Genomic DNA, 26317 nt, shown 5'->3' with positions numbered 1-26317 from the left:
CCTCCTAGAGACCAAGAACCATTTTTATTGCATATGCCACCGATATACCTGCATAATTTCCTAATACTCCACCAATTACCCCCATCACTACAGCTACACTTACAAGCGAATTCCATTTTGCTGAAGCGGCTACTAAAGCTGACGTTGGACCATCAGCAATTGCTCCAACTATAGAAAGTATTACATATTGATACTTTATCTTTAACATTCTAGTTACAAATAGATGGAAGACAAATGAAGCAAAGATTATGCTAAAGCAATAAAATGTTATAGTAAAAGTTGAACCTAAAAATTCTTTTATATCTACTGAAAATCCTATTGTACATAAAAAGAATAATGCAACAAACAATCCTAAATCTAAATTCCCCTTTAATTTTTTTACTGGTTTTAATTGAGCAATTATAATTGAAATTGTTGTAACTAAAAGAATTCTTGCTGCACTGCTAAAGCTTGAACTAAAATATCCTGAAAGAATTGTTGCAACCTCTGTAACAACAAAGCCTATAGCCAGCATCCAAGCGATATCTTTTATGCTCCACTCTTTTGATTCCATAAATTCTTCATTCTGGCAATCTTCTAACTCTGATTCTTCTAAATGATATGGCCAAAACTTTTGAAACTTCTTAGAATTTTTTAATATTGCTGGAAGTGCAAACATAAATATTAATGTTGGAACTCCAATTACATAATCAGCTGCATTCGCTGCTGCTAGAGTTTGTCTACTTACATTAAGACCTGTTCCAATAGCTGTAAGATTAGCACTTCCTCCAGTATATGTACCTACAAACATCCCTGCAACTTTCCATCCTTCTGATATTTCACCTGCAAATACCAATCCAAATAAAAACGCCATTATACTTACTGTCAATACTGCCACAAAAATTGCTATTAAAGGCTCTCTTGATAGCTTTGTCATTTCTTTTAAATCAACACTCATCAACATTATAGTCATAGAAACTGGTATAGCATATGTAGAAATAGTTCCATACAATTCTGTACTTACTGGAACTACCTTTAAATTTGAAAGTATTATTCCCATTATGATTATTGTAAGTGCTGGTCCTAGACTCTTAGTTACTTTATATTTTTGTAAGTAAAATCCAAATGCAACCATAGCTGTCATTATTGCAAGTATACTACCTGTACTTGAAAAAAGTGTATTCATATTTAACCCCCTAATTTCATCATAAGTTTACTTCTATTCCTAAACCTGGTTTGTCGATAAGATTCATAATATCTCCATCCATTTCAAATCCTCCAGATATACTTTCTAACTCTTCACAAAACATAAAACTATCAAGGTCAGCTTCTGTTATATTCTTCTTAGATGCTATTAAATTTGCTGCTGCTGTTATACCAATCCTTGTCTCAAGCATACATCCTAACATACAATTAACCCCACTTGCTTCAGCTATATTATTGATTTTTATTGCAGGGTAAATTCCACCAGATTTCATTAACTTGATATTAAATGTATCAACTGCATTTTTCTTTATAGCTTTAATTGCATCTATTGGTGAATGTAATGACTCATCTATCATAATCTTAGTATTACTCTTATTTCTTATGTAAGCAGTTCCATCTAAATCCCAATGTGGAAGTGCTTGTTCAATCGCATCAACGCCAAATTCTTCTAGTTTTTTGATAGTATTTATGCTACTATTTACATTCCAGCCTTGATTTGCATCTATTCTAATTCTTATATTATCTCCAACAGCTTCTCTAATTAATTTTACAGCTTCAATATCTTCTTCAGGTCTTATTCCAGCTTTAAGTTTCAATATTCTAAAACCTTCTCTAACTCTTCCCAGTGCTTCTTCTGCCATTTTCTCTGGTTTATCTATACCTATAGTTACATCTGTTTGAATTTTGTTATCATATCCTCCAAGAACTTTATAAAGAGGTACATTCATAATTTTACCTTTAAGGTCATACAAAGCTATATCAATTGCTGCTTTGGCAGAAGTATTACCTATTATGATTCCATCCATAATTGTATGTATAGTTTCAATATCTAATGGGTCTTTACCTATAAGTTCCTTTTTAAACATGATTAATATAGAAATTACAGTATCTAAAACTTCACCTGTAACTGCTGCAAGAGGAGCAGCTTCTCCAAATCCACAGTAACCTTCATCAGTCTCAATTTTTAAGATTATGCTCTCTCCATATTCAATTGTTCCAAACGAAACTACAACAGGCTTTCTTAATTTGATTCTTAATTTTTCAAATTTAATATCTGTTATTTTCATGTTAACCTCCTCATTTTTTGAAGTAATAATTTAATTTTTTTATTTTTATACTTCAAATTATATTATTACTTCAATGTATCTGTCAATATAATTTACTGAAAATTTAATTTTTTCTAAAATATCCTACAATAATACCTTTAAAATTAATAATCCTATATTAAATTTTTCTGCATTATATTAATTCATCAACAATTTATTTTTATAAGATTTTATTTGCACCCCACTAATTGCTAATTCTTAAAATCTTCCATTCATCTTTCTTGCTACTACTTCTATGTTATGCTATAATTACTTTGTTTTAATCGAATATTTTGTATAAATTTTATTATTTGGAGGTTCTTATGCTAGGGGAAAAGATGAGAAATATAAGAAAAAACAAGAAAAAAACACTAAGTGATGTTTCCAAATTGACAGACTTATCTATAAGTTATATATCTCAAATCGAAAGAGATGCTATTGAACCATCCCTGTCTTCATTAAGAAAAATCGCTGAAGTTTTAGATACTCCTTTATATATGTTTATGGATGATAATAACACGGATGATTTAGTCATCAGAAAAGAAGATAGAGTTATGATGAAGTTTCCAAAAAGTGAAATGTTTTATGAGATAGTATCTCCAATGCCAACAGCTGATTTTGCACCTTCAATCTTATTTTTAGAATTTGAACTTAAACCAGAAAGTGAAGATACTAAAGACTATATCTCTCATGCATCAGAAGAAGTGGTTGTATTGACAAGTGGTATAGTTGATATTTGTATAGGTGAAAATATAGTAAGATTAAATCCTGGGGATTCAACATTTATAAAAGCTAATACTCCTCATAAAATTATCAATCCAAGTAAAGATAAACCAGCTCGTGGATATGGTGTTATATCACCTCCCATTTGGCCAATAAAGTCCAAGTAAATATCTACAATACAATTGTTTAATATGTAAAATGTTTTAATACATAAAACCAAAACGTAAGCTCTTTTAAAATTAATGTATTTACTCAAATAAAAATAGCTATTTGACTAATTCAAACCATTTTAATAATGGCAAATAGTAAATAGCTATTTCTAAATTGTACTTTAAATTGTAACAAAAATTAATATTAATTAAATTTAAATTAAACCGCTATATCGTTTAATACTTTGGCTTTAACAACTCTTATATTTTTCATACTTTTATATATATCTTGAATCTTATCTTCTTGTTCTTTCAATAATCTATGAGCTTCATATATATCTACAAAATCAAACTTTACTACATCATTTGGCTTTGATTGTGCTAACTTACACAAATCTACACTTATAACATTTCCTATTTTAGTATAACCACCACTAGTTTGTCTATCTGATAACATTATGATAGGTTTCCCGTGTCCAGGTACTTGTATAGCTCCATAAGAAATACCATCAGATATAATATCTGCTCCATTAATATGCTTTATACTATCTCCTTCTAATCTACAACCCATTCTATCTATTTCATTTGTAACTTTATATTCATTTAATAGAAATTTTTCTACTTCCTCTTTAGAAAAAGCATCAAATTGAGGTCCTTTTACAATTCTTAGTACTATTTCTGAACTATAATTTGGAATGTATTTTGAATTTAATTTTTTGTTTATTGTAAAATCTTTTTCTTGAGCAAAAGTATTTATATAATCACCTTTTTTAAGTGCTCTACCTTCAAATCCACCAATCTTAGCTCTTGTATAAGTTGATTTACTTCCCATTGCAAGTGGAACATCTATTCCACCAGCTATTGATACATATGCCCTAGCCCCTGAGTTTACACCTCTAAATGATAATATGTCACCAGGATTTATTTGATATGACCTCCAATTTTGAATCTCTTTTCCATTTATTCTAGCTCCTAAATCTCCACCAGTTACTGCTATTTGTGTATATTCATCAAAGGTAATTGTAGGACCTAACATTAGAACCTCCAAAGAAGCTTCATCTTCAGAGTTTCCAACTAATATATTTCCCACTCTATGTGCATATTCGTCCATTGCTCCACACCCAGATACACCATATTGTCCATATCCAACTCTACCTCTGTCTTGTATTAATGTTTGGAAACCTCCTAATTCTACTTTAAATCCCATATATACCACTCCCTGTATTATCACTATTTTTAAACACTTAAATTATTTTTTTCAATTTCTATAAATTCATCTAAAGTTATTGGAACAAACTTTATAAAATCTCCAGCTCGAAGTAAAATTTGTTCTTCTCTATTTTCGTCATATAGTTTTAAAGGTGTTCTACCAATTATTTGCCATCCACCAGGGCTATCTATAGGATATACACCTGTCTGAGAACCAGCTATTCCCACACTTCCACCATAAATTTTAGTTCTTGGTACTTCTAATCTAGGTGTAGCTATTCTTTCATCCATTCCACCTAAATATGGAAATCCAGGAGTAAATCCCAACATATATATTAAATACTCTCTGTCTGTGTGTATATTTATGACTTCATCTACAGTCAGATTATTGTAACTTGCAACAGTTTCAATATCTATACCAAATACCTTATCGTAACATACTGGAATTTCATGTATTTTAGGTTTTGGCAGCTCTATACTTTCTAAATTATTTTCTATTTTTTTTAAGCTTTCAATTAAACTATCAAAATCTATTTTCAAGGGATTGTAGCTTATCATAAGTGACCTATATGTTGGCACCATTTCTGTAACAATACCTTTAAGATTTGATATTTCTATCGCTCTCATAAACGAAATTACTTTTTTATTTATATCTTCCGATATTTCATTTCCAAATTCAGCAACTACTGCTTTGTCTCCTGATAGCAAGTATCTAGTTTCCATAAATGTCACCTCTTTTAAATTAAGCAAATAAAGTACTCAGGCTACTAAGAGAAGTTATCCCTGCATAAGCAGATATTAAAACTACTATTAATCCAAATATCAAAAGCCATGTAGGATGTTTATAATCACCAACAATATCTTTTCTCTTAGATGCTATAAGCATTATTCCTAAAGTTATTGGAAGTATTAAACCATTTAAAGCTCCTGCTAAAATTAATAAAGTTGCTGGCTTTCCTATAAACGCCATTATAAGTGTTGATATAGCTATAAATGCTATTATAAAATACTTTTCATTTTTTGCTATGAAAGGATTTAGCGTCTTTAAGAAAGAAACTGATGTATAAGCAGCTCCTATAACTGATGTAATTGCAGCAGACCATAATACAAGCCCAAAGAATTTATATCCTATCGCTCCTGCACTAAATTTAAAAGCTGAAGCTGCTGGATTTTCTGGGTCAAGTTGAATCCCTTTTGAAACCACTGCTAATATTGCTAAAAATAAAAGTACCCTCATCATAGTTGCAACTAATATCCCTAAAAGAGATGATTTAGTTATTTCTTTTATATTTTCTTCACCTGTTATTCCACCATCTATTAATCTATGTCCTCCAGCAAATGTTATATATCCTCCAACACTTCCTCCAAGTAGAGTTATTATCGGAAATATCAGTGTCTTTGGATTTTCTGGTTTTACCATTCTATAAACTGCTTCTCCAACAGGAGGATGATTTGATATTGCTACATATCCAACTATAATTATCATACCTAATGCTAAAAACTTAGTTATCTTATCTACTAAAGAATTTGAATTTTTTGACATAAATACAAATATTGCTATTAATCCACTTAATACAGTTCCTAATGTCATATTCATATTAAACATTACATTCATACCAAGTGCAGCTCCACCAACATTTCCTATATTAAAAGCTAATCCACCAAGGCCTACTAAAAAAGCTACAAGGTAACCTAAGCCAGGTACTATTTTATTTGCTATATCTTGACCTCTAAGACCTGATACACCAATTACTCTCCATACATTCACTTGAGCTCCTATAAAAAGGATAGTTGTAATTAGTACTACAAATGAAAAACTTGGCCCAAAATCTTGAGTAAACTGCGCTGTCTGAGTTAAAAATCCTGGCCCAATTGCTGATGTTGCCATTATAAATGCGGCCCCTATAAGTGCCCCAACGTCTTTTTTACCTTTTTCGTTATCTGTAATATTTTTTGTACTCATATTTTATTTCCCCCTCATATTATCAGTCTTACAATGTGTCCTCTGATGAACAAACTTCCATATTTTCTAATGGACAAACCTCTATACTTTCTAATTCAAAACGTTTTCTTATTTCTTTAACAAACTCTATTGCTTTTGGATTGTCTCCATGCACACATATAGAGTCCGCTTTAATATGTATAATTTCGCCAGTTATAGTTTCCACTGTTCCTTCTTTTACCATCTTAACAACTCTATCTATTGCAGTTTTTGTATCATGTATAACGGCTCCCTCTACATTTCTTGGAACCAAAAATCCGTTGCTATCATAGGCTCTATCTGCAAATACTTCATTTGCAAACTTAAGTCCAACCTCTTTAGCTGAATTTATCATTTCACTATTATATAACCCTAACAATGTAATATCTTTATTAACTTCATATATAGCTTCACAAATCGCCATAGCTAAATTTTTATCTTTTGCAGCCATATTATATAAAGCTCCATGTGGCTTTACATGCTGTATATTACATTCATTTGAAGTTGCAAATGCCATTAATGCTCCTAATTGATACTTTGTATAATCTTTAGCTTCTTGTTTTGTTATTTTCATCTCACGTCTTCCAAATCCTATTAAATCTAAAAACCCTGGATGTGCTCCTATTTTAACTCCATTTTCTTTAGCGAGTTTTACTGTTTTATCCATATGGCTAGGATCTCCTGCATGAAATCCACAGGCTATATTAGCTGATGAAATATATTTTAAGACTTCTTCATCTAAACCAATCTTATATGTTCCAAAACTTTCTCCTAAATCGCTATTTAAATCTACTTTATACAATTTATGACCCCCCTTGCTAACATTTTGATAGAATAAGTAGTTTTAATTTTTAAATTTTGTTTATTATATATATTGCATGAAATATTTTATTACTTGTATGCAATCTATTTTTTCAACTATTTTAATACATTTAATTAATATAATTTTACCATTTAAGGAATCTTTTTGCAATTAATTTAAATCGACATTCATTTGTACTTCTTTTTCAAAAACATTTTTCCCATTTTTTAGTTAATAATTAATTATTTATAGATGAATTATAGCTTTTAACTTTCATTTTTAAAGCATTTTTCAATTTTAATAACTTTGTATGCAAGACAGAAGTGTTTTTTTTCATTCATTTGTTTATTTCATCTATATAATTATCTATTTTTGTCCATAGAATGTCTCTACATTCCCTTAAATACTTCATTTCATACTTTGAATGGAAAAATTTAAATATGTATACTAAATGCATGTTAAAATATTATTTTAAAAAGACGACAATATTTGTACATAATGTAGACATATAAATTTATAAATTATACAATAGTATTATTAAGATTATATATTTTTTAACATAAATTTTATATTGGAGGAAAAACAATGGAAAAAAACTATACTATGCCGATATACCAAAAGATAGCTTTGGATATTGCAAATAAAATATATACAGGTGAAATACAGGAAGATTCAGTATTGTTTGGACGCTCTGTTTTGGCTGGTAAATACAATGTATCACCAGAAACTATAAGAAGAGCTGTTAAAATTTTAGAAGATATTGGCGTTGTTAAAAGCATAAAAGGTAAAGGTGTTATTGTACTATCACCAGACAAAGCTTCTTCTTTTATAAAAAAATATAGAGACATTACAAATATATCATCATATAAATCAACACTTTACAATTTAATAGATACTAAATCAAATCTAGAAAATGAAATCTTAGATACTATAAATAAAATTATAGATTATTCTAATAGACTAGAAATAATAAACCCCTTAGTGCCCGTTCAGTTCACAATAAATTCTAATTGTAAGTACATTGGCCAAACAGCTGCACAAACTAAGTTTTGGCAAAATACAGGAGCTACAATTGTTGCAATCAAAAGAGGTGAGGAACTTATAATCTCTCCTGGTCCATATATTGAATTTTTAGAGGGAGATATTCTTTTGGTTGTTGGAGACCAGCATATTTATAATTCTATACCAATGTTTTTATACGAAAATGAAAAATAGACTATACTATTTGGTTACAACTATGCAGAAATATAAATTTGAGAATAAAAAAGTAAAAATAAAAAAGTAGAGCTTTACAAAGCCCTACTTTTAAGTTTAAACACATCTAACCTTTAAATTTCTGACTCATCTTCTTTTTCCCAACTTAAAGCTCTTGATACAGCTTTCTTCCAACCTTTATATAATCGACGTCTCTTCTCTTCACCCATATTTGGATTAAACTCTTTTTCGACTGACCATTTTGATGTAATTTCATTTCTTCCAATATAGAATCCTACACACAATCCTGCTAAATAAGCAGCCCCCAAAGCTGTAGTTTCTACTATTTTAGGCCTATCTATATCTACATTTAGTATATCTGACTGGAATTGCATTAAGAAATTATTATTACTGGCTCCTCCATCAACCTTTAATGACTTTAATTTTAATTTTGAATCATGTTGCATTGCTTCTAATACATCCTTTGTTTGGTATGCAATTGATTCCAATGTCGCTCTAATTATATGCTCTTTTTTTGCACCTCTTGTAAGACCCAATATTGAACCTCTAGCATACATATCCCAATATGGAGCACCAAGACCTGTAAATGCAGGTACTACATACACACCATTAGTATCTTCTACTCTATTTGCATAAAATTCACTGTCGCTTGCAGATTCAATCATTTTAAGTTCATCTCTAAGCCATTGGATAGATGCTCCACCAATAAATATACTTCCTTCTAATGCATAAGTTACTTTTCCATCAACACCCCAAGCAATCGTTGTAAGCAAACCATGTTTAGATTTAACTATATTGCTACCCGTGTTCATAAGTAAGAAGCAACCTGTTCCATAAGTATTCTTTGCAGTACCTTCTTCAATACAATGTTGACCAAATAAGGCTGCTTGCTGGTCTCCTGCACATCCAGCAATAGGTATTTTAGCCCCTGATAACATACGCTCATCTGTATGCCCATAGACATAGCTAGAAGGTTTTACTACTGGCAACATACTTATTGGTATATCTAATTCTCGTAATATATCTTTATCCCATTCTAAGTTATTTATATTGTACATCATTGTTCTAGATGCATTTGAATAATCTGTTATATGTACTTTCCCACGTGTTAAGTTCCATATTAACCATGTATCTATAGTACCAAATAACAATTCGCCTTGTTCTGCTTTTTCTTTAGCACCTTCTACATTATCTAGTATCCACTTTATCTTTGTTGCTGAAAAATATGCATCTATCAAAAGACCAGTTTTTTCCTTTATTGATTCCTCTAATCCTTTACTTTTGAGTACATCACAGATTTCTGATGTTCTTCTACATTGCCATACTATCGCGTTATAAATCGGTTTCCCAGTATACCTACTCCAAACAATGGTCGTCTCTCTTTGATTAGTTATACCTATTGAAGCAATTTCTTCTGGTCTTATACCTGCTGTTTCTATTACCTCTCTCATTACCCCACTTTGTGAACCCCATATTTCCATAGGGTCATGTTCTACCCAGCCAGCTTTTGGATAAATCTGTTTAAATTCCTTTTGCGCAATTTTTACTATTTCGCCTTTTTTATTAAATAATATAGCTCTTGAACTAGTTGTCCCTTGGTCTAGTGCCATTACATATTTCTTTTCCATTATTTTATTCTCCTTATCATATAATAATATTATTAACTTATTAAAAAGAAAAATCTAATATTACATAATTTTAGTACATATTACTGCTTAAATATAAAAAATATAAATCTAATTAGATTAAATACTTATATAATAAGGCATCTATTTTACGCCATATCTATATATTAATATTATACATTATAGCTTGCATATTGATTAATAAATTTTAAAGGTTTATAATAAACAGTGTTCATAATAATTTTAATGAAAGAGGTGGTCATATGCCTAAGATTTTAGAAAATGTAAAGGAAGATATACTAAAAGTGTCTCGAGATATGATTTTGGAAGAAGATTACTCAAATATTAGCATAAGAAAAATAGCCCAAAGGTGTGGTATAAGTGCAGGTACAGTGTATAATTACTTCAAATCAAAACAAGAAATAATAGAATATATTATAAAATCAGAATGGGATTTATTGATAAGGCGAATTGAATACTCTAATAAAAATAGTAATAATTACATTGAAAAACTAAATATTATCTTTACAGAAATAAGAAATTTTATAAACAAAGTTCATAATATTCAATATGACGATTTTTTAGATACTTTTGAAATGAAAAGATTTATCGAAATGAAAAAACAAAAAAATGATTTTCATGAGCAACTTTCAAATAAAGTATATGAAGCTTTACAGCAAGAAGATTTCTTTAATAATGATAAATTAGTATGTAATATCATAATCAAAATGTTTTTTTCATACTCAACCTATCTTCATATAGAATTTGAAGATTTAAATCCGTATATTGAAAAATTAATACATTAAGGTGGTGTTTACCTTGAATTCTAATACTAGTGTTCAAAGCAAAGATAATAATCCAAAGTTATTTTTAGTACTCACTCTTTATCTTTTAGGTATATTTATGGGAGCTATTGATACTGGAATAGTATCACCAGCAAGAACAATTATACAAAATAGCCTAGGTGTAAATGAAAAAACAGGAATTTGGATGATTACTATATATACACTAACATATGCATCTGTAATCCCTATTTCTGGTAAATTAGCAGACAAAATAGGAAGAAAATATGTATATTTAGTTAGTATATTTCTATTTGGTAGTGGCTCATTAATCTGTGGATTATCATCATTATTTTCCAACTTTTACATTTTACTAATTGGCCGTGTTATACAAGCTATTGGTGGAGGCGGAATTATGCCAATTGCTACAGCAGAATTTGGAACCACTTTCCCAGAAAACAAAAGAGGTATGGCTTTAGGTTTAGTTGGAGCAACTTATGGTATAGCAAATATTTTAGGTTCAAGTATAGGTAGTACAATACTAAGTATATTTGGAACTCAAAATTGGAAGTGGTTGTTTTTTGTTAACCTTCCAATATGCTTGGTTATAATTATTGGAGGAATACTATGTATTAAAAATAATAAGTCTACATCTACAGAGAAAATTGATAAATTAGGAACATTAATGTTGATATGTATAATAGTATCTTTGTTATATGGTCTTATGAATATAGACTTTTTTAATTTTAAAAATTCTCTACAAGATACATCAGTTTATCCTTATTTATTGACATTTATAATACTTATACCTATTTTTATATTTGTTGAAAATAAAGCTAAAGACCCTATTTTGAATTTCGAATATTTTTTAAATCCAAGAATACTAATAGTACTCATTTTATCTTTAATTGTTGGTATTGGAATGATGGGTATGGTATTTGTTCCACAATATGCTGAAAATGCATTAAAAATAAATGCTGGTTCTGGTGGATATTTTGTTGCTATATTAGGATTATTTGCAGGTATTGCTGCTCCTTTGAGCGGAAAACTTATTGATAAGTTTGGCGCAAAAAAGATACTGTTACTTGGATTTTCAGTATCTATGATAGGCTCTCTTTATCTGATTTTAATTGCACTAAAAACCAATACAGTATTTAGTGTATGTGTAAGTCTTATATTTATGGGATTAGGAATGGGATTTACTATGGGAACACCTTTAAATTACATGATGCTTTCAAATACAAAAATAGAAGAATCTAATTCTGCACTTGCAACACTGTCTCTGATACGTTCAATTGGAACTTCAATTTCACCTGCAATAATGATTGGATTTATAGCACATGCAGGATTATCTGTACAGGATAATATTATGGATATAGTTGGTAAACCATCAACACCTAAAATAGTTCAACTTGAAGAACTTGAAACTATGATAGATGATTTAAAGTCAGACCCAGAAATGGCTAAGAATTTGAAAAATATTTCTATACCAAACATGAACGATTCATCAAGTATTAATATGGATATGACAGATGGCAAACTCCCAAAATACTTACTAGACAAAGTTCAATCAGCAGATACAACCAATATTACCAACATCACAAAAGAAATATCAACAACAATGTTTGATGAAAAAGTTCCTTCTGTAATTACGAAAATAGAATTAAATGTCCAAAAAGGAATAGATGGTACTCAAAGTGGAATAAATGGCATTGAAGAAGGTGAAAACAAACTAAACAGTGGCATCAAAGGAATTCAAACTGGTATTGACAATATGATAAAAGCTAGAACTGGTATTAATCAAGGAATAGCTGGAATAAAAAAAGGTATCGCTGGCACTGATAAAGGCATAAAAGGTATGGAACAAGGTATAAAAAAACAAGATAAAGCTATAAATGAAATGACACTTGCTTATAATAAAATACCTACAATACCACAAGGTACTACTCCTTCTGATAATGAAAATTCATCAAATAATCAAGAGCAAAATGACACTAGTAATTCTGACTCAAACAGTAATAAAAATGATTCTACAGAAAATAAAAATAACAATTCTAGTGAGAATAAACCAAATTTAAATGAAAAAAAAGAAGCTCTAAATTCTCAAATACAACAACTAAAAAAAGCAAGAGCTGAGTTAAACACCAAATTGCAAAAAACTAAATCTCAAAGAAAAGAATTAAGTAAAAAACTTAAAAACATGGAATCTCAAAAGAAAGAACTTCAGAGAAAATTAAATGATTCCATAAATAAAAAACAAGACATGGAAAAAGGTTTTGACACAATGGAACAACAGAAAAAATCGCTTCAATTAGTTCTAGCAAAAACACAGGAATTAAAAGATGAAATACCAAAAGCTTTTAATAAGTCAAAACTAGATTATATAAATTCTATAGAAAACAATAAAACAAAAATAGAAAATACACTACAATCTACTCTAAATTTAGGATTTAGACAGATGTATATAACAGTTTTTTGCGTAAATTTACTTGCATTCATAGTATTGTTATTCTATAAAGAAAACAAAACTAGATAAACAAATCCAATAGTATTATATTGTAAGCCTATATTATATTTTAAACCTTTGAAATTCTTTATCTTTAACTAATATAAACTACAGTATAATACTATTCTATTTCTAATATCTATCCTTAATATAATTTTTATATATTCTTCATTATTAGAAAATTATATTTTCATACCCAAATATACTTTAAAAGTAATCTATAAAATATATTATTGAAACTACTTTATTTTCAATATCTACTTTTGTCTATTAAAAGATATCTATAAATCAAAATAAACCATATATTTTCAATTATAATATGTTAAAATCATAGTATGAGTATATTAATTTAAGCAAAATGTCATTTAGACTTTATTTTAGTAATTTTATAAAACAAAAGGAATATACCTCGATTTTTAATGTCATTTAGACTTTATTTATAAAAAGAAAGGAGTGTGTTTCATGGATACTTTAGGAAAAAGAATTGCTTATTTGAGAAACTCTAGAAAACTTACCCAGCGTAAACTTATGGACATTTTAAAATTTGAAAACTTAGGTAAGTTTGAAACTGGAGGTAGAAAGCCTAATTGCGATATATTAATGTCAATAGCTGATTATTTTGATGTTAGCACTGACTGGCTTCTATATGGAAAAGAAAAAGTAAACTCCAATAATAGTGTTAAAGAAAATAAGGAAGATTATTTGTATAATCTACATGTAACTGATGATGAAATGATGGTATTAAACCTCTATAGGCAATTGAATGAACGTGATAAAATAAAAATAGAAGGAATGCTAGAGTTTAAGATATCTGAATATAAAGAATTAGAAAAACATTCTCCTACTGAGGATAACGATAAACCAGTTTAAACATACATAATTTGATACGAATTTACATCATTTGTAGAGATTCTTTTTTTGTGATAAATTGGCAACTAAAATATGGATATTAAATTGCTCAAATAAACTATGATTTAATTACAAATACATTTATTGTAGTTGAATTAACATATCCATATTTTAGTTTATATGTTTTTTATATGTTTTTAAAAATATTCTATATCACTATGTAATTCTTTCTATCTCTAATTAATATATTACTTACGTCTTTAATTCTTCCAACATCTTTTTATATACAATTGTACATCCTTCGTAATTTTCCTCTTTAAGAAGGATTGAGCATGAAGTAGAATATTTAGTTAAAATATCCAATTTTTCCATGTTTAAACTTCGTACACCATTGAGAGCTGTAATAAAATCATCAATTGCTCTACAGCACTCTATTACTCCATCTGAATCTAATTTACACATAAGAATATGTCCCTTCTTCATATATTAGTTATTAATATTAATCTTCTTCTGAGTATTCTATATTAAGCAATTGATAAATTGATGATTTATATTTTTTTCCTGTCCTTCTGCCATTTAAAATAGCTGACAAATAGTTTTCATTAACACCGACTTTTTTTGCTAATTCCCTTTGAGTCATGTTTAATTCAATAAGCCTTTGCTTGACCTGTATTCCCAAAAAAGGTATCCATTTTTTTCGAGTATCCATTTAATCAAGTTCCCTTTCTAAATAATTTATATTTATTTTTATTTTTAAACTTATACACCTCCCTCTGTTTAGTATATTTTTTAAATATGTACAAATATTAAGTACATGAATTTATTTAATACTAAATAAGATTTTTTGATTACTTTGTGCTAAAATTAGGATGTAATTTCGTATCATTAAATTAATTATAAAGTCATTTTGACCTTAAGTCAATATTTTTTATGTCATTTTGACCTTAAAGTTGCAACTATCTATATTTTAAAAAGTCTTTCTGACATTAATTGAATGGAGAGTGTTTATGGATACTTTAGGAGAAAGAATTGTTTATTTAAGAAAAACAAAGAACCTTAAGCAATATGAATTAGAAGAAATGTTAAACTGTGATAATTTGAGTAAATTTGAAAGAAATATTAGAAAACCAAATTATGAGATATTAAAATCCATAGCTGATATATTTAATGTTTCTGTAGACTGGCTATTAAATGGAGATAATATATCACAAGAATCAAATTTAATTTGCGATTCCTCACCAAACTATCCATTTAATAGCATCAGTTCTAATGAAATAAAACTTTTAAAAAATTTTAGAAAACTAAGTGATTATGATAGAGCAAAAATAGAAGGTATGATTGAATTAAAACTTCATGAATATGAAAAAGAGAAAGATTTTGAAAAAACTGAATATGATAAAAATAAAGATAAAAAATAGATAAATAATTTTTATGTTGCTTTTGATACGATTTTACATCATTTCTTTGCTCTAATATTTTTATTTCATTTATTTTCTTTTTTATAGTTTTATGATAAAATAATTAGTATATTTTGCTTTACTTGAATGTAATTATTTATACAAAAGTCAAACATAATATAAATGTAGTAAATTTTTAGTTTCAAGTAATCTCTCGTTATTATAACTAAATATTTATTAAAATTAGGAGGATAAAATGGGCTTAAAAGACAAATTCGCGCAATCATTTGCTAGATCAAAAACTATGAGTGGCCCTGAGAAAAAGGCTAATGAAATAATGGGTAAATTACTTCTTAAGAAGGCTATATTACCTATCGTTTTAATGTTCGTGATAATAATCGCTGGAGCTATGCTGAAAATCAATTCTTGGGTTACACTTGGCATAAATTTAGTTATTGCTGTTGGTGCTTTCTTCTACATAAGAAATTCTAGTAAAAAGTATCAAAACTTTAAACCTTATGTTGGCAATTTGATTAGTTTAGAGAAAAAAGGTAAAAAAGAGTATGTTGCTATTATAAAACAAGGTAAACTACCAGTTAAATTACAAATTGCTTATGGTGGTGAAGACCTTGAACATATTAAGAAAAATCAAATGGTTCAAATAAGTTATAATCCAGATGCTAAAATAGCTATTTTAGTTAACAGACAATAATTTTATAGTTTAATTATAAAAAGAGGTAGCATTAAATGCTACCTCTTTTATATTTATATATTTTTTTAATTTTACTAGTATATGTTGTTGCTTCTACTAACCATTGTTACCAATTTAAAGTTATAACCTTTAAATTGGTAACATATCTTTTATATCATTTATTAAACTCACTCTAGCAGTGTTTACACTAACACATAACTCATCTATTGCCCCTTGGACATTAGTAGAATTAAGTTTGCTTACTGTATTATCATAACTTGTTTTCTCTGCTGTTGTTTCTATACTATCAAGACCTTGTTTTACCTCATTCACTGCATTTACAAGACTTGTTTTATCTGTCGTATTTAGTAAAGTTGTATCCCCTACTTTGTTATTAATCTCTATCTTATTGTCATCAATTTTAGTATTTAACTCTGTTTTAGCAGCTTCTATATCATTTGTCAAAAATGTTTTAGTTATATCTATTTTCTTATCTAGTTCTTGCATATCTTTCAAAGTTGCTAAAATAACAGTTGGGTCAACCTTTAAATTTACACTTGATGTATTAGAAACTACCAAAATAATTCTTATAATTAAATCTTTTACACTTCCAGAATCAACAGTTGGTTTATAAGTCTCTGGATATTTAGATATAGCTATAAGCTTATTATCTGAATCAAATATCCCAACTTCCCTTATCATAAATCCACCAATACTACCTGGTATTACAGTTTCTATAACTATCCAATTAGAATTTTCATCGTCTATTTTTACATTACTTATACCACCTTCCCAAACAACCTTTTTAAGAGATGTTTGTTCCTCTGTTGGATTGTATTCATTTCCTCCACCATCTCCAAGTTGTAACTTCACTAAGTCTACTTTCTTGCCAAGAGCAGTAGCATTTGCAATAGATGCTTTACCTGCTTTAGTCAAAATTGTATAATATTTTTGTTCTGCCAATTTATATCGCCTCCTGTTTAGGATATAATATTACTTTTTCCATACTTCTATCATTTCCTGTAGTAATACTTATTTCTCCAAATATATCTATATTTGATGGTGTCCATGGATATACAGTAACTGTTTCTCCTGTATTTACAGCAGTTCCACAAAACAATTCATTTTTATTCAACAAAATCATTTTAAACCTATGTTCTAAATGACATGGCTTTACACTTTCTAATACTTTATCTAACTCTACAATTGAATTATAACTACAATTATTAACTACAAATTCTAGTATAAATATAAATTCATTGCTAAGAACTTCTACTTCAACATTAGTCTTTGTATAGGCCTCACATATGTTTTTTATAACCTTTATTTTAGTTGTTCCTAGACTTCGTATTTTGGCTTTTATGTTACTTCTTCTAGTTTCATAATTTAAATCTTCATTATTTTGAATGCAAAGTATTTGTTCCCACATATCAAGACCCCATGTGGATGTATCAACAAACATTTGATTTATAGTATCATCAATATTTTCCTTCAATAAAGATAATTCAGTATCATAAGAGTTTTGTATTGCTTCAACTATATAATTCTTATAAAATGATGGAAGTTTATCAATTAATTTCATAAAACTTCCACCTCACTAAAATTTAAAGTTGTAACACTAGGTATTTTATCATCCTCAATTTTTATGTTATCTGTTGAATTATTTACAAGTAAATTACTTAAATCATGAACTCCAGAAGTACTTATTAAAATACCCAAAATTTTTGTATAAACAATTTCTCCAGTTATGGTTCTAAAGTACTGATTTATATTTTCCAAAAAGCTATTTTTTACCATATCCAAAGTGTATCCCCCTTCTAATTCCATAGAAGCACTTATACTTATATTTATAGGTACTGGAGTAGTTACTGTTAAGGTTGGCCCTATTGGCATTTCTTCTTCAATATGTTCTCTACATTTATTTATTATTTCTTCTTCAACAGACTGATTATTTTGACCAAATAGAAGAACTTTAACTGTTCCAGCGCCATTCCACCTTGGATATATCTTTGCATTATATACACCATCAACCTCTAGAGCCCATTCTTCATAATGAGCTTTATTTCCACTTGTTGCCTGATTCTTTTGTATTTTGAAAAATCTTTCTCTCAATTCTTCATCAGTTTCAATTTCTGTACCACCTGAAAATTTATTTATATTTGTTATCTTTTCAACACCAAATATAGTGTCATTTAACTTAAATTCACAGTCAGATGGTAGATTGTATTTAGTTCCAATTTCTAATGCTTGAACTGGACTTATATTTCCTTCTTCATCACCAATTACAACATCCTTTATTACTACAAATAATAAATCTTTATAAGAGATAATTGTTCCATTTGCTATTTCTACACCATTATCCCCTATAAACTCTACTTCCCCAGTAGCTTCACTACCAAGTTTTCTATATACACCAAACTCATTTACTCTTTTATCTAATAACTGGTCATAAGTATCTTCAATAAAAGCCATTTTATGTATATTAGAAAGTTCAACATACATTTTAGCAAGTTCAAAGTTATTTCCAGAAACCATATCATTTAAAAAAGAGCCTTCTCCTTTATAAACATCTAGATTTATATTTTTAAGAGTTCTATTTTTTATTACTTCATAGGTTTGTTCACTATACATTTATTTCCACCTCCCCATAGATAGTGGATATTTTTATATCTGCACTTAATACATCTTTTTTAAAGTTAGTATTTAATACATTTACTTGTAGAATGTATGGATTCATCAATAAAGCTTCTTTTATATATCTAGATGCTTCACTTTCTGTAAGACCTTTGCTGTACTTTTGCCCTATTAAATCAGTCAATTCAGTTCCATAATCATCTGAGTAAATTTCATGTTCATATTTATTTGTTTTTATACACTTATAAACCCAAACTCTTATGGCCTCATTTTTTTCAACAGTCTTAAAATCCCCATTTTCTAATATTGGCTCGTCTTTTTCAAAGTCCCATGCTACTTCATGGAATAATCCTAATTCTTCTTTTTTAGGAATTCTGTAATCCTCTGGAACACCTATAAATGGAAATATTATGTTAGACATTATAAACTCACCAACTTACTTACTACTGCAAATTTTTCTCCAACTTTAAACATTATTACTGTATCTCCTTTATTGAGTTGACTAGTAAGTGGTTCATTCAATTCATGAGTATGATTATCAGACTGTTTTGTTATAAAATCCCTTGTCGCTCTATCAAACAACCAACAGTCTATAAGTAAATTATCTTTATCTAAAACTATATTGTTCATTGATACTTTTAAATCAGGCAATTTATTTACTATTATTCCAACAAAAAAAGAAGGTTCATTATGAAATTTACCTTCTTCTCTCATTATTCCAATAAATTCATTGATTGGATTAGCCACTATATCACCACCTTTTATAGAACTCTTTTTGCATTATGAAAATCTTTTCTCTTACTTAATTTACTTATTTTTACCACATCTCCAGTACCTGGAGCATGTATAAATTCTCCATTACCTATATACATCCCAACATGATGAACTTCTTTTCCAAAAAACACTAAATCTGAGGGTTGTAAATTATTTTTACCTACATCTTTTCCATATCTAGATTGTTCTTTAGATGTTCTTGGTAATTTTACCCCTACTTTATTGAAACAATATACCATGAGACCAGAACAATCAAACCTATTTGGACCAGTGGCACCCCACTTATAAGCTTTTCCTCTATGCTTCATAACCTCATCTATAACTGTCTTAGCTTTTCCTGATGAATTAATAGAGTAAGTGCCATCTCCTATAACTGCTTTTCCATTCTTTTTACCCCAAGCATTACATTCTTTATTACTAGCCATCAATATATCAAAATGATACACTCCATTTTTTATATTTATTGCTCCTCCTCTATCAGTAACAGTATAAACTTTTCCATCTCTAGATGTACCAGTTCCCTTTACTTGTATCTTTGTTCCAAATTTTATACTCTTTGGTGCTGCGCAAGTATTCTTTTTAGGGTCTAGTCTATTTCCTTGTGCATCATAAAGTCCACCTTCCATAGAATTATTTGCAGGATAATATGCAGTAAATAAAGCTTTAACCTCATTCCCATTCATAATACCATCACCACTATCAACAATTTCCTTTTGCTCATCTTGCCCTACAGACTTTTCATCCATAATATTTTGAAAATTAAGTTCTAGTTCAATTTGATAATCTCCATTTTGCCATGTATGTTTATCTGTATCTATATAAAATAACCCTACTAACTTAGTATATGAATCTTTTACTTTTACTCCTCTACCAGTTACACAGCTTATGTCTCCATATCCTTTTAGAGAACAAGTCCTTTCAATTCCTTTAAACTCACTTTCTACATCTGTTGTACTATTTTCTTGTTGTTGTATAACTTTTTGCATTATTACATTTACTTCTTTAAATATCGAATCATTAACCTTCTCACTAATCTTATTACCATATTGGTCAACTACCAATACCTTATTTTTTACATTTTCCATACTTTCTGAAAAAGTTGTATTGATAAGATTAAATCCTTCTTCAAAAGTAACATTTAATGTAACAGTTCCTTTCTCAATAACATTAAATTTATCAAGATTAGCTTCTATCATATATTTTTTCTTTGTAGTCTTACTTGCTTCTGTATAAGCACTCATTATGGTATCATATCCATTTACAGATATAAACATTTTAGTATATTTTACATTAGTCTTTGGTATATTACCAATTGCAAGCTTATTATCTGCAAATACTTGCTTTGCAATATCCTCTACTAACTTGTCCTTAAAATTATATGACACTTCACTTTGTAAAAGTAAAAATCCCATATCTTTAGCTGTAAAATTGATGTTAACACTACTTGAGTCTTTAGACCTATTAATTATCATTCCTCTAAAAAGTTCTTTTTCATCTACATAAAAACAAATCGTACTAGCTATTGGAATATCAATCTGCTGAAAATTAATATCTGAAGCTGACTGTACTATTGAAAACTCTAATGTTCGTGATGGAGACTTATAGTCTCCAGACCAAGAAACTGTATCTACAATATTGCTTATATCATATATATTTCCGTTTTTTATGTGTACCCAAATCTTTATAATAAAAAATCACCTACCTTTTTGTTTAAACTTTGAGTAATTTTTTATAACAATTACGCTACTTTTTAGGATTTGCTCTAGGTATCTGTAGTCTTTTATATTCTCTTAAATCCAATGAAAAGTACACATCTCTTGTACCATCTTTTTCTTCATAGCTAAAACCTTCTATTATCACTTCCATATTTATATTTGTCTCTGTAACTGTAAATCTCAATATGAAACCTTCATTCATCCACCTTTGAATTTTATTTACACAATCATACGGTGATGGAAATCCTTTATAATTACAAAAAGAGTATTCCTTATTTGGAAAAAAACTAGATATATTTATACTTCTAAGGGCTACTCCTCCAAAGGTCGCTATTTCTCCAACTTTAAGTATATTTGATGAGTTTATAGTTGCTTTTCCATTTATACTTATTGAGGATGGTATTACTGGAAATCTGAATCTATCTTCAGCTTGTCTAAGCCACATTTCCATTATAAAACACCTCCTAGTTGTGCCATTTGTATGCTTGCAACTAATTTTGATGTTACTTTTTCAATATCAGCTTCTTCTCTAATCACTATTGTATCAGCTAATTTAGCTATACTTATATTTCCACCATTTTTTCCACTTCTATATTGATTTGCTTCTTGTTTAGTTAAAACCATTTCACCTTCATGAAGTCTTGTTGAGAAATCATTGTATGGTACATAATTTAAACCAAATGCATTATTTTTACCAGAATCACCAGCCTTTGTTCCAGCATATGGATCCTCTTTATAATTTTTTTTACTTTTTTCCACTAACTTTAAAACAGTTCCTGTAATACTTCCATTCTTTATCTTATTAACCATAGTTTGCCACCACTTACATATATCTTTAACTATTTTACACACTTTATCTAATATGTTAAAGAAAGCTCCTAATATTGGCTCTACAATTTTCCATCCCGTTTCTAACAAAGGCCCTAATGTCTCCCATACTGTTTTCCATATAACTCCTAATGTTTCTATAAAATTATTTATTTGAGGAGCATATTCTCCTAAAAAAGTAAAAATTCTTGTAATAATTGGGCTGACGGCTTCTACAACAGGTCCAATCAATTGAAATGCAGTTGTTACTACAGTACCAAATATACTTATTATACCTTGTGCAACTGGTGATTTATTGTTTATACTGTCTAATAATCCGTTAACAAGATTTACTATAGGAAGTAATGAATTTGTTAATGCTGTAAAATCAATATTTTGAGCAAGCATCTGACCTGTATTACCTATTGCCCCTGGAATATGCCCTAGTGCTGTAGCTGTCTGAGTTTCAATTGGATTTTGTTTATTTTCAGCAATCTTTTTTCCATTCATTACATCTGCTACTTTTTGAGAAAATCCACCCAAACTTTGTGGTACTTTTTCTAAAAATGAATTTATCTTTTCTAATCCACCTTGTAATATAGTATCAAATGGTTCAATCATGTTATTCAATCCCATATCAATGTAAGTTGATGCACTAGATAATAAACCAGGAATTGTAGAAGCCATTTCATTAGCTAATCCATTTTGCTTCTCCTTTATACCTTTAAGTGCATCATCAAATGTTTTATAATTTTCTCCAACCAAAGTATTTAGTGCATCCATATTACCCTTTGATGCACTTACAAAAGCTGCTGACACATCTTGTTCACTACTGGTATCCATATTTAATGCTCTGACATCTACCATAGCCTGAGTTATCTTCTTTGATTTACCAGCGTCTCCTCCACCAATCATCATTGCCTTAGTACTCATTGAAATAACTTCACTAGGATCAAAGGGTGTTTTTAATGCAACATCTTTTACTATATCATCGTAATAATCATTAGCTTCAGACTTAGCTTTAGCCTTATTTTTAATTCCTGTAGTTCTTTGAACAACATTAGTTAAAACAGCTTTTTGATTTTGCCCTTTACCTACTAAATCTACACCTTTTTTTACAGCTTCACCTACTGAAAATCCATTAGTAATATCAGATATTTTGTCTTTTATTCCTCCTAATACACTACTTGCTTTATCTTTTATTGAAATAGCTCCACTCCACACTCTCCCAGCAAATTGCTTTAATTTTGATAAGGTACCTATTAAAACATTTTTAGCTAAGTCTTTAACTGAAATGGCACTAATCCATTTACTATTTTTAATTTTACTTAATATATTTAGTATATTTTGGACGCTGCTACTTCCTTTTACATCCATCACTACTCTGCTGTTAAAAATTTTATTCTTAAGTCCAGGTAATTTATCAGTAACCATTTTTTTGGGAACATCTATTGTTCTAGTTTTAACTCGCTGAACAATCTCTTGTACAGTTTTTATTTTTGTAGGTTTATTACGCTCGTCTTTATTAACCTCAGAATTATTATTTTGGGATCTTGCATTTGGATGTGTATCCCTTCCTTTTTTACTATTTGCAATTTGTGATAATCTAACTAACTTACTTCTAGCCTTTTCTGCCTCTCTTCCAATTGTCCCTAAATCTTCACTAAAATTTTTACTTGATGAAGTTGAATTATTCATACTTGCATTCATTTTTTCTATAGAAGAATTTACACTTTTTATGCTATCTTTCATTTTTTTTATAGAAGAATTTACACTACTTATACTACTACTTGCGCTAGCCATAGAACTCTTAATATTATTTGCCATTGCATTTGTTGAAGGAGAAACAGATACAGTAACTCTTCTAAAAGTCTCAGTAACTGATATGATTTGCTTCATTTTTGGAGTGTAATTATCTGTAAGATACATATTTATACCTTCTTCTCTTACATTACCCACTATATACCACCTCCTGTCAAAGGACAAACTCCGTATCCATGCTTCATTTTTTCAACTTCCTCTTCAATTTCTAAGGCGAAAAAAGCTTCAATAAGCTTTAATTCGCCTTTATCCATTGCATAAAAAAGGGACGGTCTAATACCTTTTGTCTTCCAATAATAATACATTATTGTGGTCTTGGTATCCGTCCCTATTAGTTTTTTACCTCTTCTATGACTGCATTTTTACCATAACCCATTACATCTTGAAGGATTCTGTATAGATTAGTAATTTCACCTGGTAACAATAGCTTTCTTGCTAATTCCTTTGGAGTTGGAGCCTTAAATTTACTCATTAATTCCTTGTTTTTAAATAAAAGCTTTCCATCTAAATCACAAACACCTTCTATAATTGTAAGCATCTGCATCTCTGGTAAGTCTATATCCGTTTTCATATTTTCATCAATTTTAAGACAAGTATTTTGTATCTCCTCATCTTTACTTATTGTCAATGCTCTACACATTACTTTAAACTCTTGGCCAAATATATTAGATAATCTTTTTAGTTCAACTATAGTACTTGGTCTTTCTAAATTTTCTGTATCTACATTTAAAAGTAAGTCTACTATATTTATATTTTTTGATAATCCATTTTCACTCATTATTATCTACTCCTTTATCAATCAATTTCTATTAACTAACAGCATTTATTAACTATATATTTACTAACTATCCAGATAAAACTAAATTATATCAAGGAAGTCATACTCAGTAAATGTGAAAGGAGCTTCTATTTCTCCTTTTACTCCAACTTCCCAATCAGCTAAAGTTAAGTCATCAAAAGCTATATTTTTTACTGCTATTCTCTCCGCTCCATAAGAATCTGGGTCATTTAGCTTAGATATAGCTACAAATCTAGGTTCAGAACCTCTTTTTATCTTTTCTCCTATTAATTTATGCATTCTTGAGCTGACATGATATAAAGTTATTGAACCTTTTCCTTTATATCCCATATACTTCGTATCAGTTCCCATTTGACCTGCTATTATAATATCTTCCTTTGTAAATTCCATCTTTGCTTGAAATTTCTTTACTTCTGCTACTTTATCTCCATCAAGCCAAAGTTCTCCCCAAGTACCACTCATTACATTTCTAGCTTCCATATTTGCCATATTAATAATCCTCCTATATTTCTATTGATAAATCTATATCTTCCATAGCATCTAACATCTTTATTTTTGATGTTAAGAATACTTTTGAACCTGTATTAGCTTCTCTTAGTTCTTGCTCTTTCATATTAGATATATCTATATTTTTAGATTTTAAATACTGTTTTTGTGATTCTATATCTATATCTATAATTGAACCAGCTTCTATTAATTCTTCTTTTTCTAATTCTTCTAGATATTCTTTTATAGCTACTATTAATATACATTTATTATCATAACTATTAGGAATCTTGCCTATATAATCGTCTATTATTACTTTCTTTATATCATTATTTATAATATCCAAAGTGTCAACTATCTTGATTTTTTGGAACATCTCTCCTTTTTCTTCAGTTAAATCAGTTAAAGAATTTATTCCTCTAGCAATTCTTATAGCTCCAGCTTCTTTAATAAGGATAAGCTCTCCATTATTAACTTTTGACTCTGCATCAGCTTTAGTGCTTTTAGGTATATCAATAACATCACCAAGCTTAGTATAAGTTATTGATTGACTTAAAGGTGTTCCTGCTATAATACCAGCTATTCTACTCGTAAACTCCTCAGCACTATACTTCTTTGTTCCAACTAATGTATCTTCTGTAGTAAAATTAATTATTCCCTCATGATTTCCTGCAACTTTGCCCAATATCGCTTTAACTTTAACCTTATCTGTATCTCTAAGTTTAATTATCCAGCTTTTGATGACATTCTTATCAGCTTCTATTGCTTTAGGCATACATAAATAATTAAATTCTTTAGTTTCTAAAAAGTCTAAGGCACTTTGAACCTCTTCCTCTCCTCCTAACACATAAACTAGTACTTTATTTGGTGCATTGACATTTCCCATCAAAGCCATATTTATATAGTCTTTATTTTCAGCAGATAAATCAGCTGGTATATCTTCTTTTTCATGTATTTCATTAAATCCTAGTGCTTTGGTATCTTTAAGCACCATTGCAATTATTCCTCTAGCTGAACGCTCTTTAACAGTTGTAGCTAGCTCCTTAAATGATATATTGATACTTGGTAATCCTATAGCCATA

28 protein-coding genes are annotated in these 26317 nt (G+C 29.0%); 7 read left to right on the top strand and 21 right to left on the bottom strand.

What is annotated here, in order from left to right; translation table 11 throughout:
• Positions 1-4: 4 nt before the first annotated feature.
• The gene (locus IR151_RS09590; protein WP_227434294.1) at positions 5-1165 is read right to left on the bottom strand and encodes a DUF819 domain-containing protein; all 1161 of its coding nucleotides are present in this window, start codon (positions 1163-1165) and stop codon (positions 5-7) included.
• 19 nt (positions 1166-1184) lie between these two features.
• Positions 1185-2252, bottom strand: a complete 1068-nt coding sequence (locus IR151_RS09585; protein WP_227434293.1) for a mandelate racemase/muconate lactonizing enzyme family protein — start codon at positions 2250-2252, stop codon at positions 1185-1187.
• A 341-nt stretch (positions 2253-2593) separates the two neighbouring features.
• Between IR151_RS09585 and IR151_RS09580 the strand changes: the two genes are divergently transcribed.
• The gene (locus IR151_RS09580) at positions 2594-3160 is read left to right on the top strand and encodes a helix-turn-helix domain-containing protein (protein WP_227434292.1); all 567 of its coding nucleotides are present in this window, start codon (positions 2594-2596) and stop codon (positions 3158-3160) included.
• Positions 3161-3362: 202 nt separating this feature from the next.
• Here IR151_RS09580 and IR151_RS09575 read toward each other — a convergent pair whose 3' ends face one another.
• Genes IR151_RS09575 through IR151_RS09560 form a run of 4 tightly spaced genes read right to left on the bottom strand, consistent with a single transcriptional unit; the run spans position 3363 to position 7134 of the window.
• Positions 3363-4349, bottom strand: coding sequence for a biotin-dependent carboxyltransferase family protein (locus tag IR151_RS09575; protein WP_227434291.1), 987 nt, complete (start codon positions 4347-4349; stop codon positions 3363-3365).
• A 29-nt stretch (positions 4350-4378) separates the two neighbouring features.
• Positions 4379-5074: a 5-oxoprolinase subunit PxpB gene (pxpB, locus tag IR151_RS09570; RefSeq protein WP_227434290.1), complete on the bottom strand. Its 696-nt coding sequence runs from the start codon at positions 5072-5074 to the stop codon at positions 4379-4381.
• 19 nt (positions 5075-5093) lie between these two features.
• A complete protein-coding gene (locus IR151_RS09565; RefSeq protein WP_227434289.1) occupies positions 5094-6314 on the bottom strand; it encodes an NRAMP family divalent metal transporter in 1221 nt (406 codons plus the stop codon).
• 28 nt (positions 6315-6342) lie between these two features.
• Positions 6343-7134 carry a LamB/YcsF family protein gene (locus IR151_RS09560; protein WP_227434288.1) on the bottom strand — a complete coding sequence of 264 codons (792 nt, stop codon included), beginning with the start codon at positions 7132-7134 and terminating at the stop codon, positions 6343-6345.
• Positions 7135-7719: 585 nt separating this feature from the next.
• On the opposite strand from IR151_RS09560, the gene IR151_RS09555 reads away from it, so the two are divergent.
• Entirely contained in the window at positions 7720-8349 is a 630-nt protein-coding gene (locus IR151_RS09555) for a TrkA C-terminal domain-containing protein (RefSeq protein WP_227434287.1), read from the top strand.
• 113 nt (positions 8350-8462) lie between these two features.
• Here IR151_RS09555 and glpK read toward each other — a convergent pair whose 3' ends face one another.
• Positions 8463-9977 carry a glycerol kinase GlpK gene (gene glpK / locus IR151_RS09550; RefSeq protein ID WP_227434286.1) on the bottom strand — a complete coding sequence of 505 codons (1515 nt, stop codon included), beginning with the start codon at positions 9975-9977 and terminating at the stop codon, positions 8463-8465.
• Between the two features lie 260 nt (positions 9978-10237).
• Here glpK and IR151_RS09545 point away from each other — a divergent pair, with 260 nt between their 5' ends.
• The 3 genes from IR151_RS09545 to IR151_RS09535 all read left to right on the top strand — a co-directional run bounded on the left by IR151_RS09545 (position 10238) and on the right by IR151_RS09535 (position 14132).
• Complete coding sequence (locus tag IR151_RS09545) at positions 10238-10780, top strand: TetR/AcrR family transcriptional regulator (protein WP_227434285.1); 543 nt, start codon at positions 10238-10240, stop codon at positions 10778-10780.
• 13 nt (positions 10781-10793) lie between these two features.
• Positions 10794-13292 (top strand): MFS transporter, encoded by a 2499-nt coding sequence (locus tag IR151_RS09540; protein ID WP_255621563.1) that lies wholly within the window; start codon positions 10794-10796, stop codon positions 13290-13292.
• 432 nt (positions 13293-13724) lie between these two features.
• A complete protein-coding gene (locus tag IR151_RS09535; RefSeq protein ID WP_227434283.1) occupies positions 13725-14132 on the top strand; it encodes a helix-turn-helix domain-containing protein in 408 nt (135 codons plus the stop codon).
• A 231-nt stretch (positions 14133-14363) separates the two neighbouring features.
• On the opposite strand, the gene IR151_RS09530 is transcribed toward IR151_RS09535, so the two are convergent.
• Both IR151_RS09530 and IR151_RS09525 read right to left on the bottom strand, forming a co-directional pair.
• Positions 14364-14573: a hypothetical protein gene (locus IR151_RS09530; protein ID WP_227434282.1), complete on the bottom strand. Its 210-nt coding sequence runs from the start codon at positions 14571-14573 to the stop codon at positions 14364-14366.
• Positions 14574-14610: 37 nt separating this feature from the next.
• Entirely contained in the window at positions 14611-14820 is a 210-nt protein-coding gene (locus tag IR151_RS09525) for a helix-turn-helix transcriptional regulator (protein WP_227434281.1), read from the bottom strand.
• A gap of 298 nt (positions 14821-15118) precedes the next feature.
• On the opposite strand from IR151_RS09525, the gene IR151_RS09520 reads away from it, so the two are divergent.
• Both IR151_RS09520 and IR151_RS09515 read left to right on the top strand, forming a co-directional pair.
• Positions 15119-15529 carry a helix-turn-helix domain-containing protein gene (locus tag IR151_RS09520; protein WP_227434280.1) on the top strand — a complete coding sequence of 137 codons (411 nt, stop codon included), beginning with the start codon at positions 15119-15121 and terminating at the stop codon, positions 15527-15529.
• A 235-nt stretch (positions 15530-15764) separates the two neighbouring features.
• Positions 15765-16220, top strand: a complete 456-nt coding sequence (locus IR151_RS09515) for a hypothetical protein (RefSeq protein ID WP_227434279.1) — start codon at positions 15765-15767, stop codon at positions 16218-16220.
• 129 nt (positions 16221-16349) lie between these two features.
• Here IR151_RS09515 and IR151_RS09510 read toward each other — a convergent pair whose 3' ends face one another.
• From IR151_RS09510 to IR151_RS09455, 12 genes are all read right to left on the bottom strand, one after another.
• Positions 16350-17162 carry a phage tail protein gene (locus tag IR151_RS09510; protein WP_227434278.1) on the bottom strand — a complete coding sequence of 271 codons (813 nt, stop codon included), beginning with the start codon at positions 17160-17162 and terminating at the stop codon, positions 16350-16352.
• Between the two features lies 1 nt (position 17163).
• Positions 17164-17781: a putative phage tail protein gene (locus tag IR151_RS09505; protein ID WP_227434277.1), complete on the bottom strand. Its 618-nt coding sequence runs from the start codon at positions 17779-17781 to the stop codon at positions 17164-17166.
• Positions 17778-18830, bottom strand: coding sequence for a baseplate J/gp47 family protein (locus IR151_RS09500; RefSeq protein ID WP_227434276.1), 1053 nt, complete (start codon positions 18828-18830; stop codon positions 17778-17780). The genes IR151_RS09505 and IR151_RS09500 overlap by 4 nt, the downstream gene beginning before the upstream one ends.
• Positions 18823-19254, bottom strand: a complete 432-nt coding sequence (locus tag IR151_RS09495) for a DUF2634 domain-containing protein (protein ID WP_227434275.1) — start codon at positions 19252-19254, stop codon at positions 18823-18825. The genes IR151_RS09500 and IR151_RS09495 overlap by 8 nt, the downstream gene beginning before the upstream one ends.
• Complete coding sequence (locus IR151_RS09490) at positions 19254-19580, bottom strand: DUF2577 family protein (protein WP_227434274.1); 327 nt, start codon at positions 19578-19580, stop codon at positions 19254-19256. Before IR151_RS09490 ends, IR151_RS09495 begins: the two co-directional genes overlap by 1 nt.
• Positions 19581-19594: 14 nt before the next feature.
• A complete protein-coding gene (locus tag IR151_RS09485; RefSeq protein WP_227434273.1) occupies positions 19595-21079 on the bottom strand; it encodes an NlpC/P60 family protein in 1485 nt (494 codons plus the stop codon).
• 271 nt (positions 21080-21350) lie between these two features.
• Positions 21351-21773, bottom strand: a complete 423-nt coding sequence (locus IR151_RS09480; protein WP_227434272.1) for a hypothetical protein — start codon at positions 21771-21773, stop codon at positions 21351-21353.
• Positions 21773-24088: a hypothetical protein gene (locus tag IR151_RS09475; protein ID WP_227434271.1), complete on the bottom strand. Its 2316-nt coding sequence runs from the start codon at positions 24086-24088 to the stop codon at positions 21773-21775. The genes IR151_RS09480 and IR151_RS09475 overlap by 1 nt, the downstream gene beginning before the upstream one ends.
• Complete coding sequence (locus tag IR151_RS09470; protein WP_227434270.1) at positions 24088-24255, bottom strand: hypothetical protein; 168 nt, start codon at positions 24253-24255, stop codon at positions 24088-24090. The genes IR151_RS09475 and IR151_RS09470 overlap by 1 nt, the downstream gene beginning before the upstream one ends.
• 26 nt (positions 24256-24281) lie before the next feature.
• Positions 24282-24728, bottom strand: coding sequence for a phage tail assembly chaperone (locus IR151_RS09465; protein WP_227434269.1), 447 nt, complete (start codon positions 24726-24728; stop codon positions 24282-24284).
• Between the two features lie 81 nt (positions 24729-24809).
• Entirely contained in the window at positions 24810-25238 is a 429-nt protein-coding gene (locus IR151_RS09460) for a phage tail tube protein (protein WP_009896262.1), read from the bottom strand.
• Positions 25239-25251: 13 nt separating this feature from the next.
• Positions 25252-26316: a phage tail sheath subtilisin-like domain-containing protein gene (locus IR151_RS09455; protein ID WP_227434268.1), complete on the bottom strand. Its 1065-nt coding sequence runs from the start codon at positions 26314-26316 to the stop codon at positions 25252-25254.
• Position 26317 lies beyond the last annotated feature (1 nt).

The organism is Clostridioides sp. ES-S-0006-03 (assembly GCF_020662275.1).
Taxonomy (GTDB): domain Bacteria; phylum Bacillota; class Clostridia; order Peptostreptococcales; family Peptostreptococcaceae; genus Clostridioides.
This window is presented reverse-complemented; position numbering and strand designations above follow the sequence as displayed.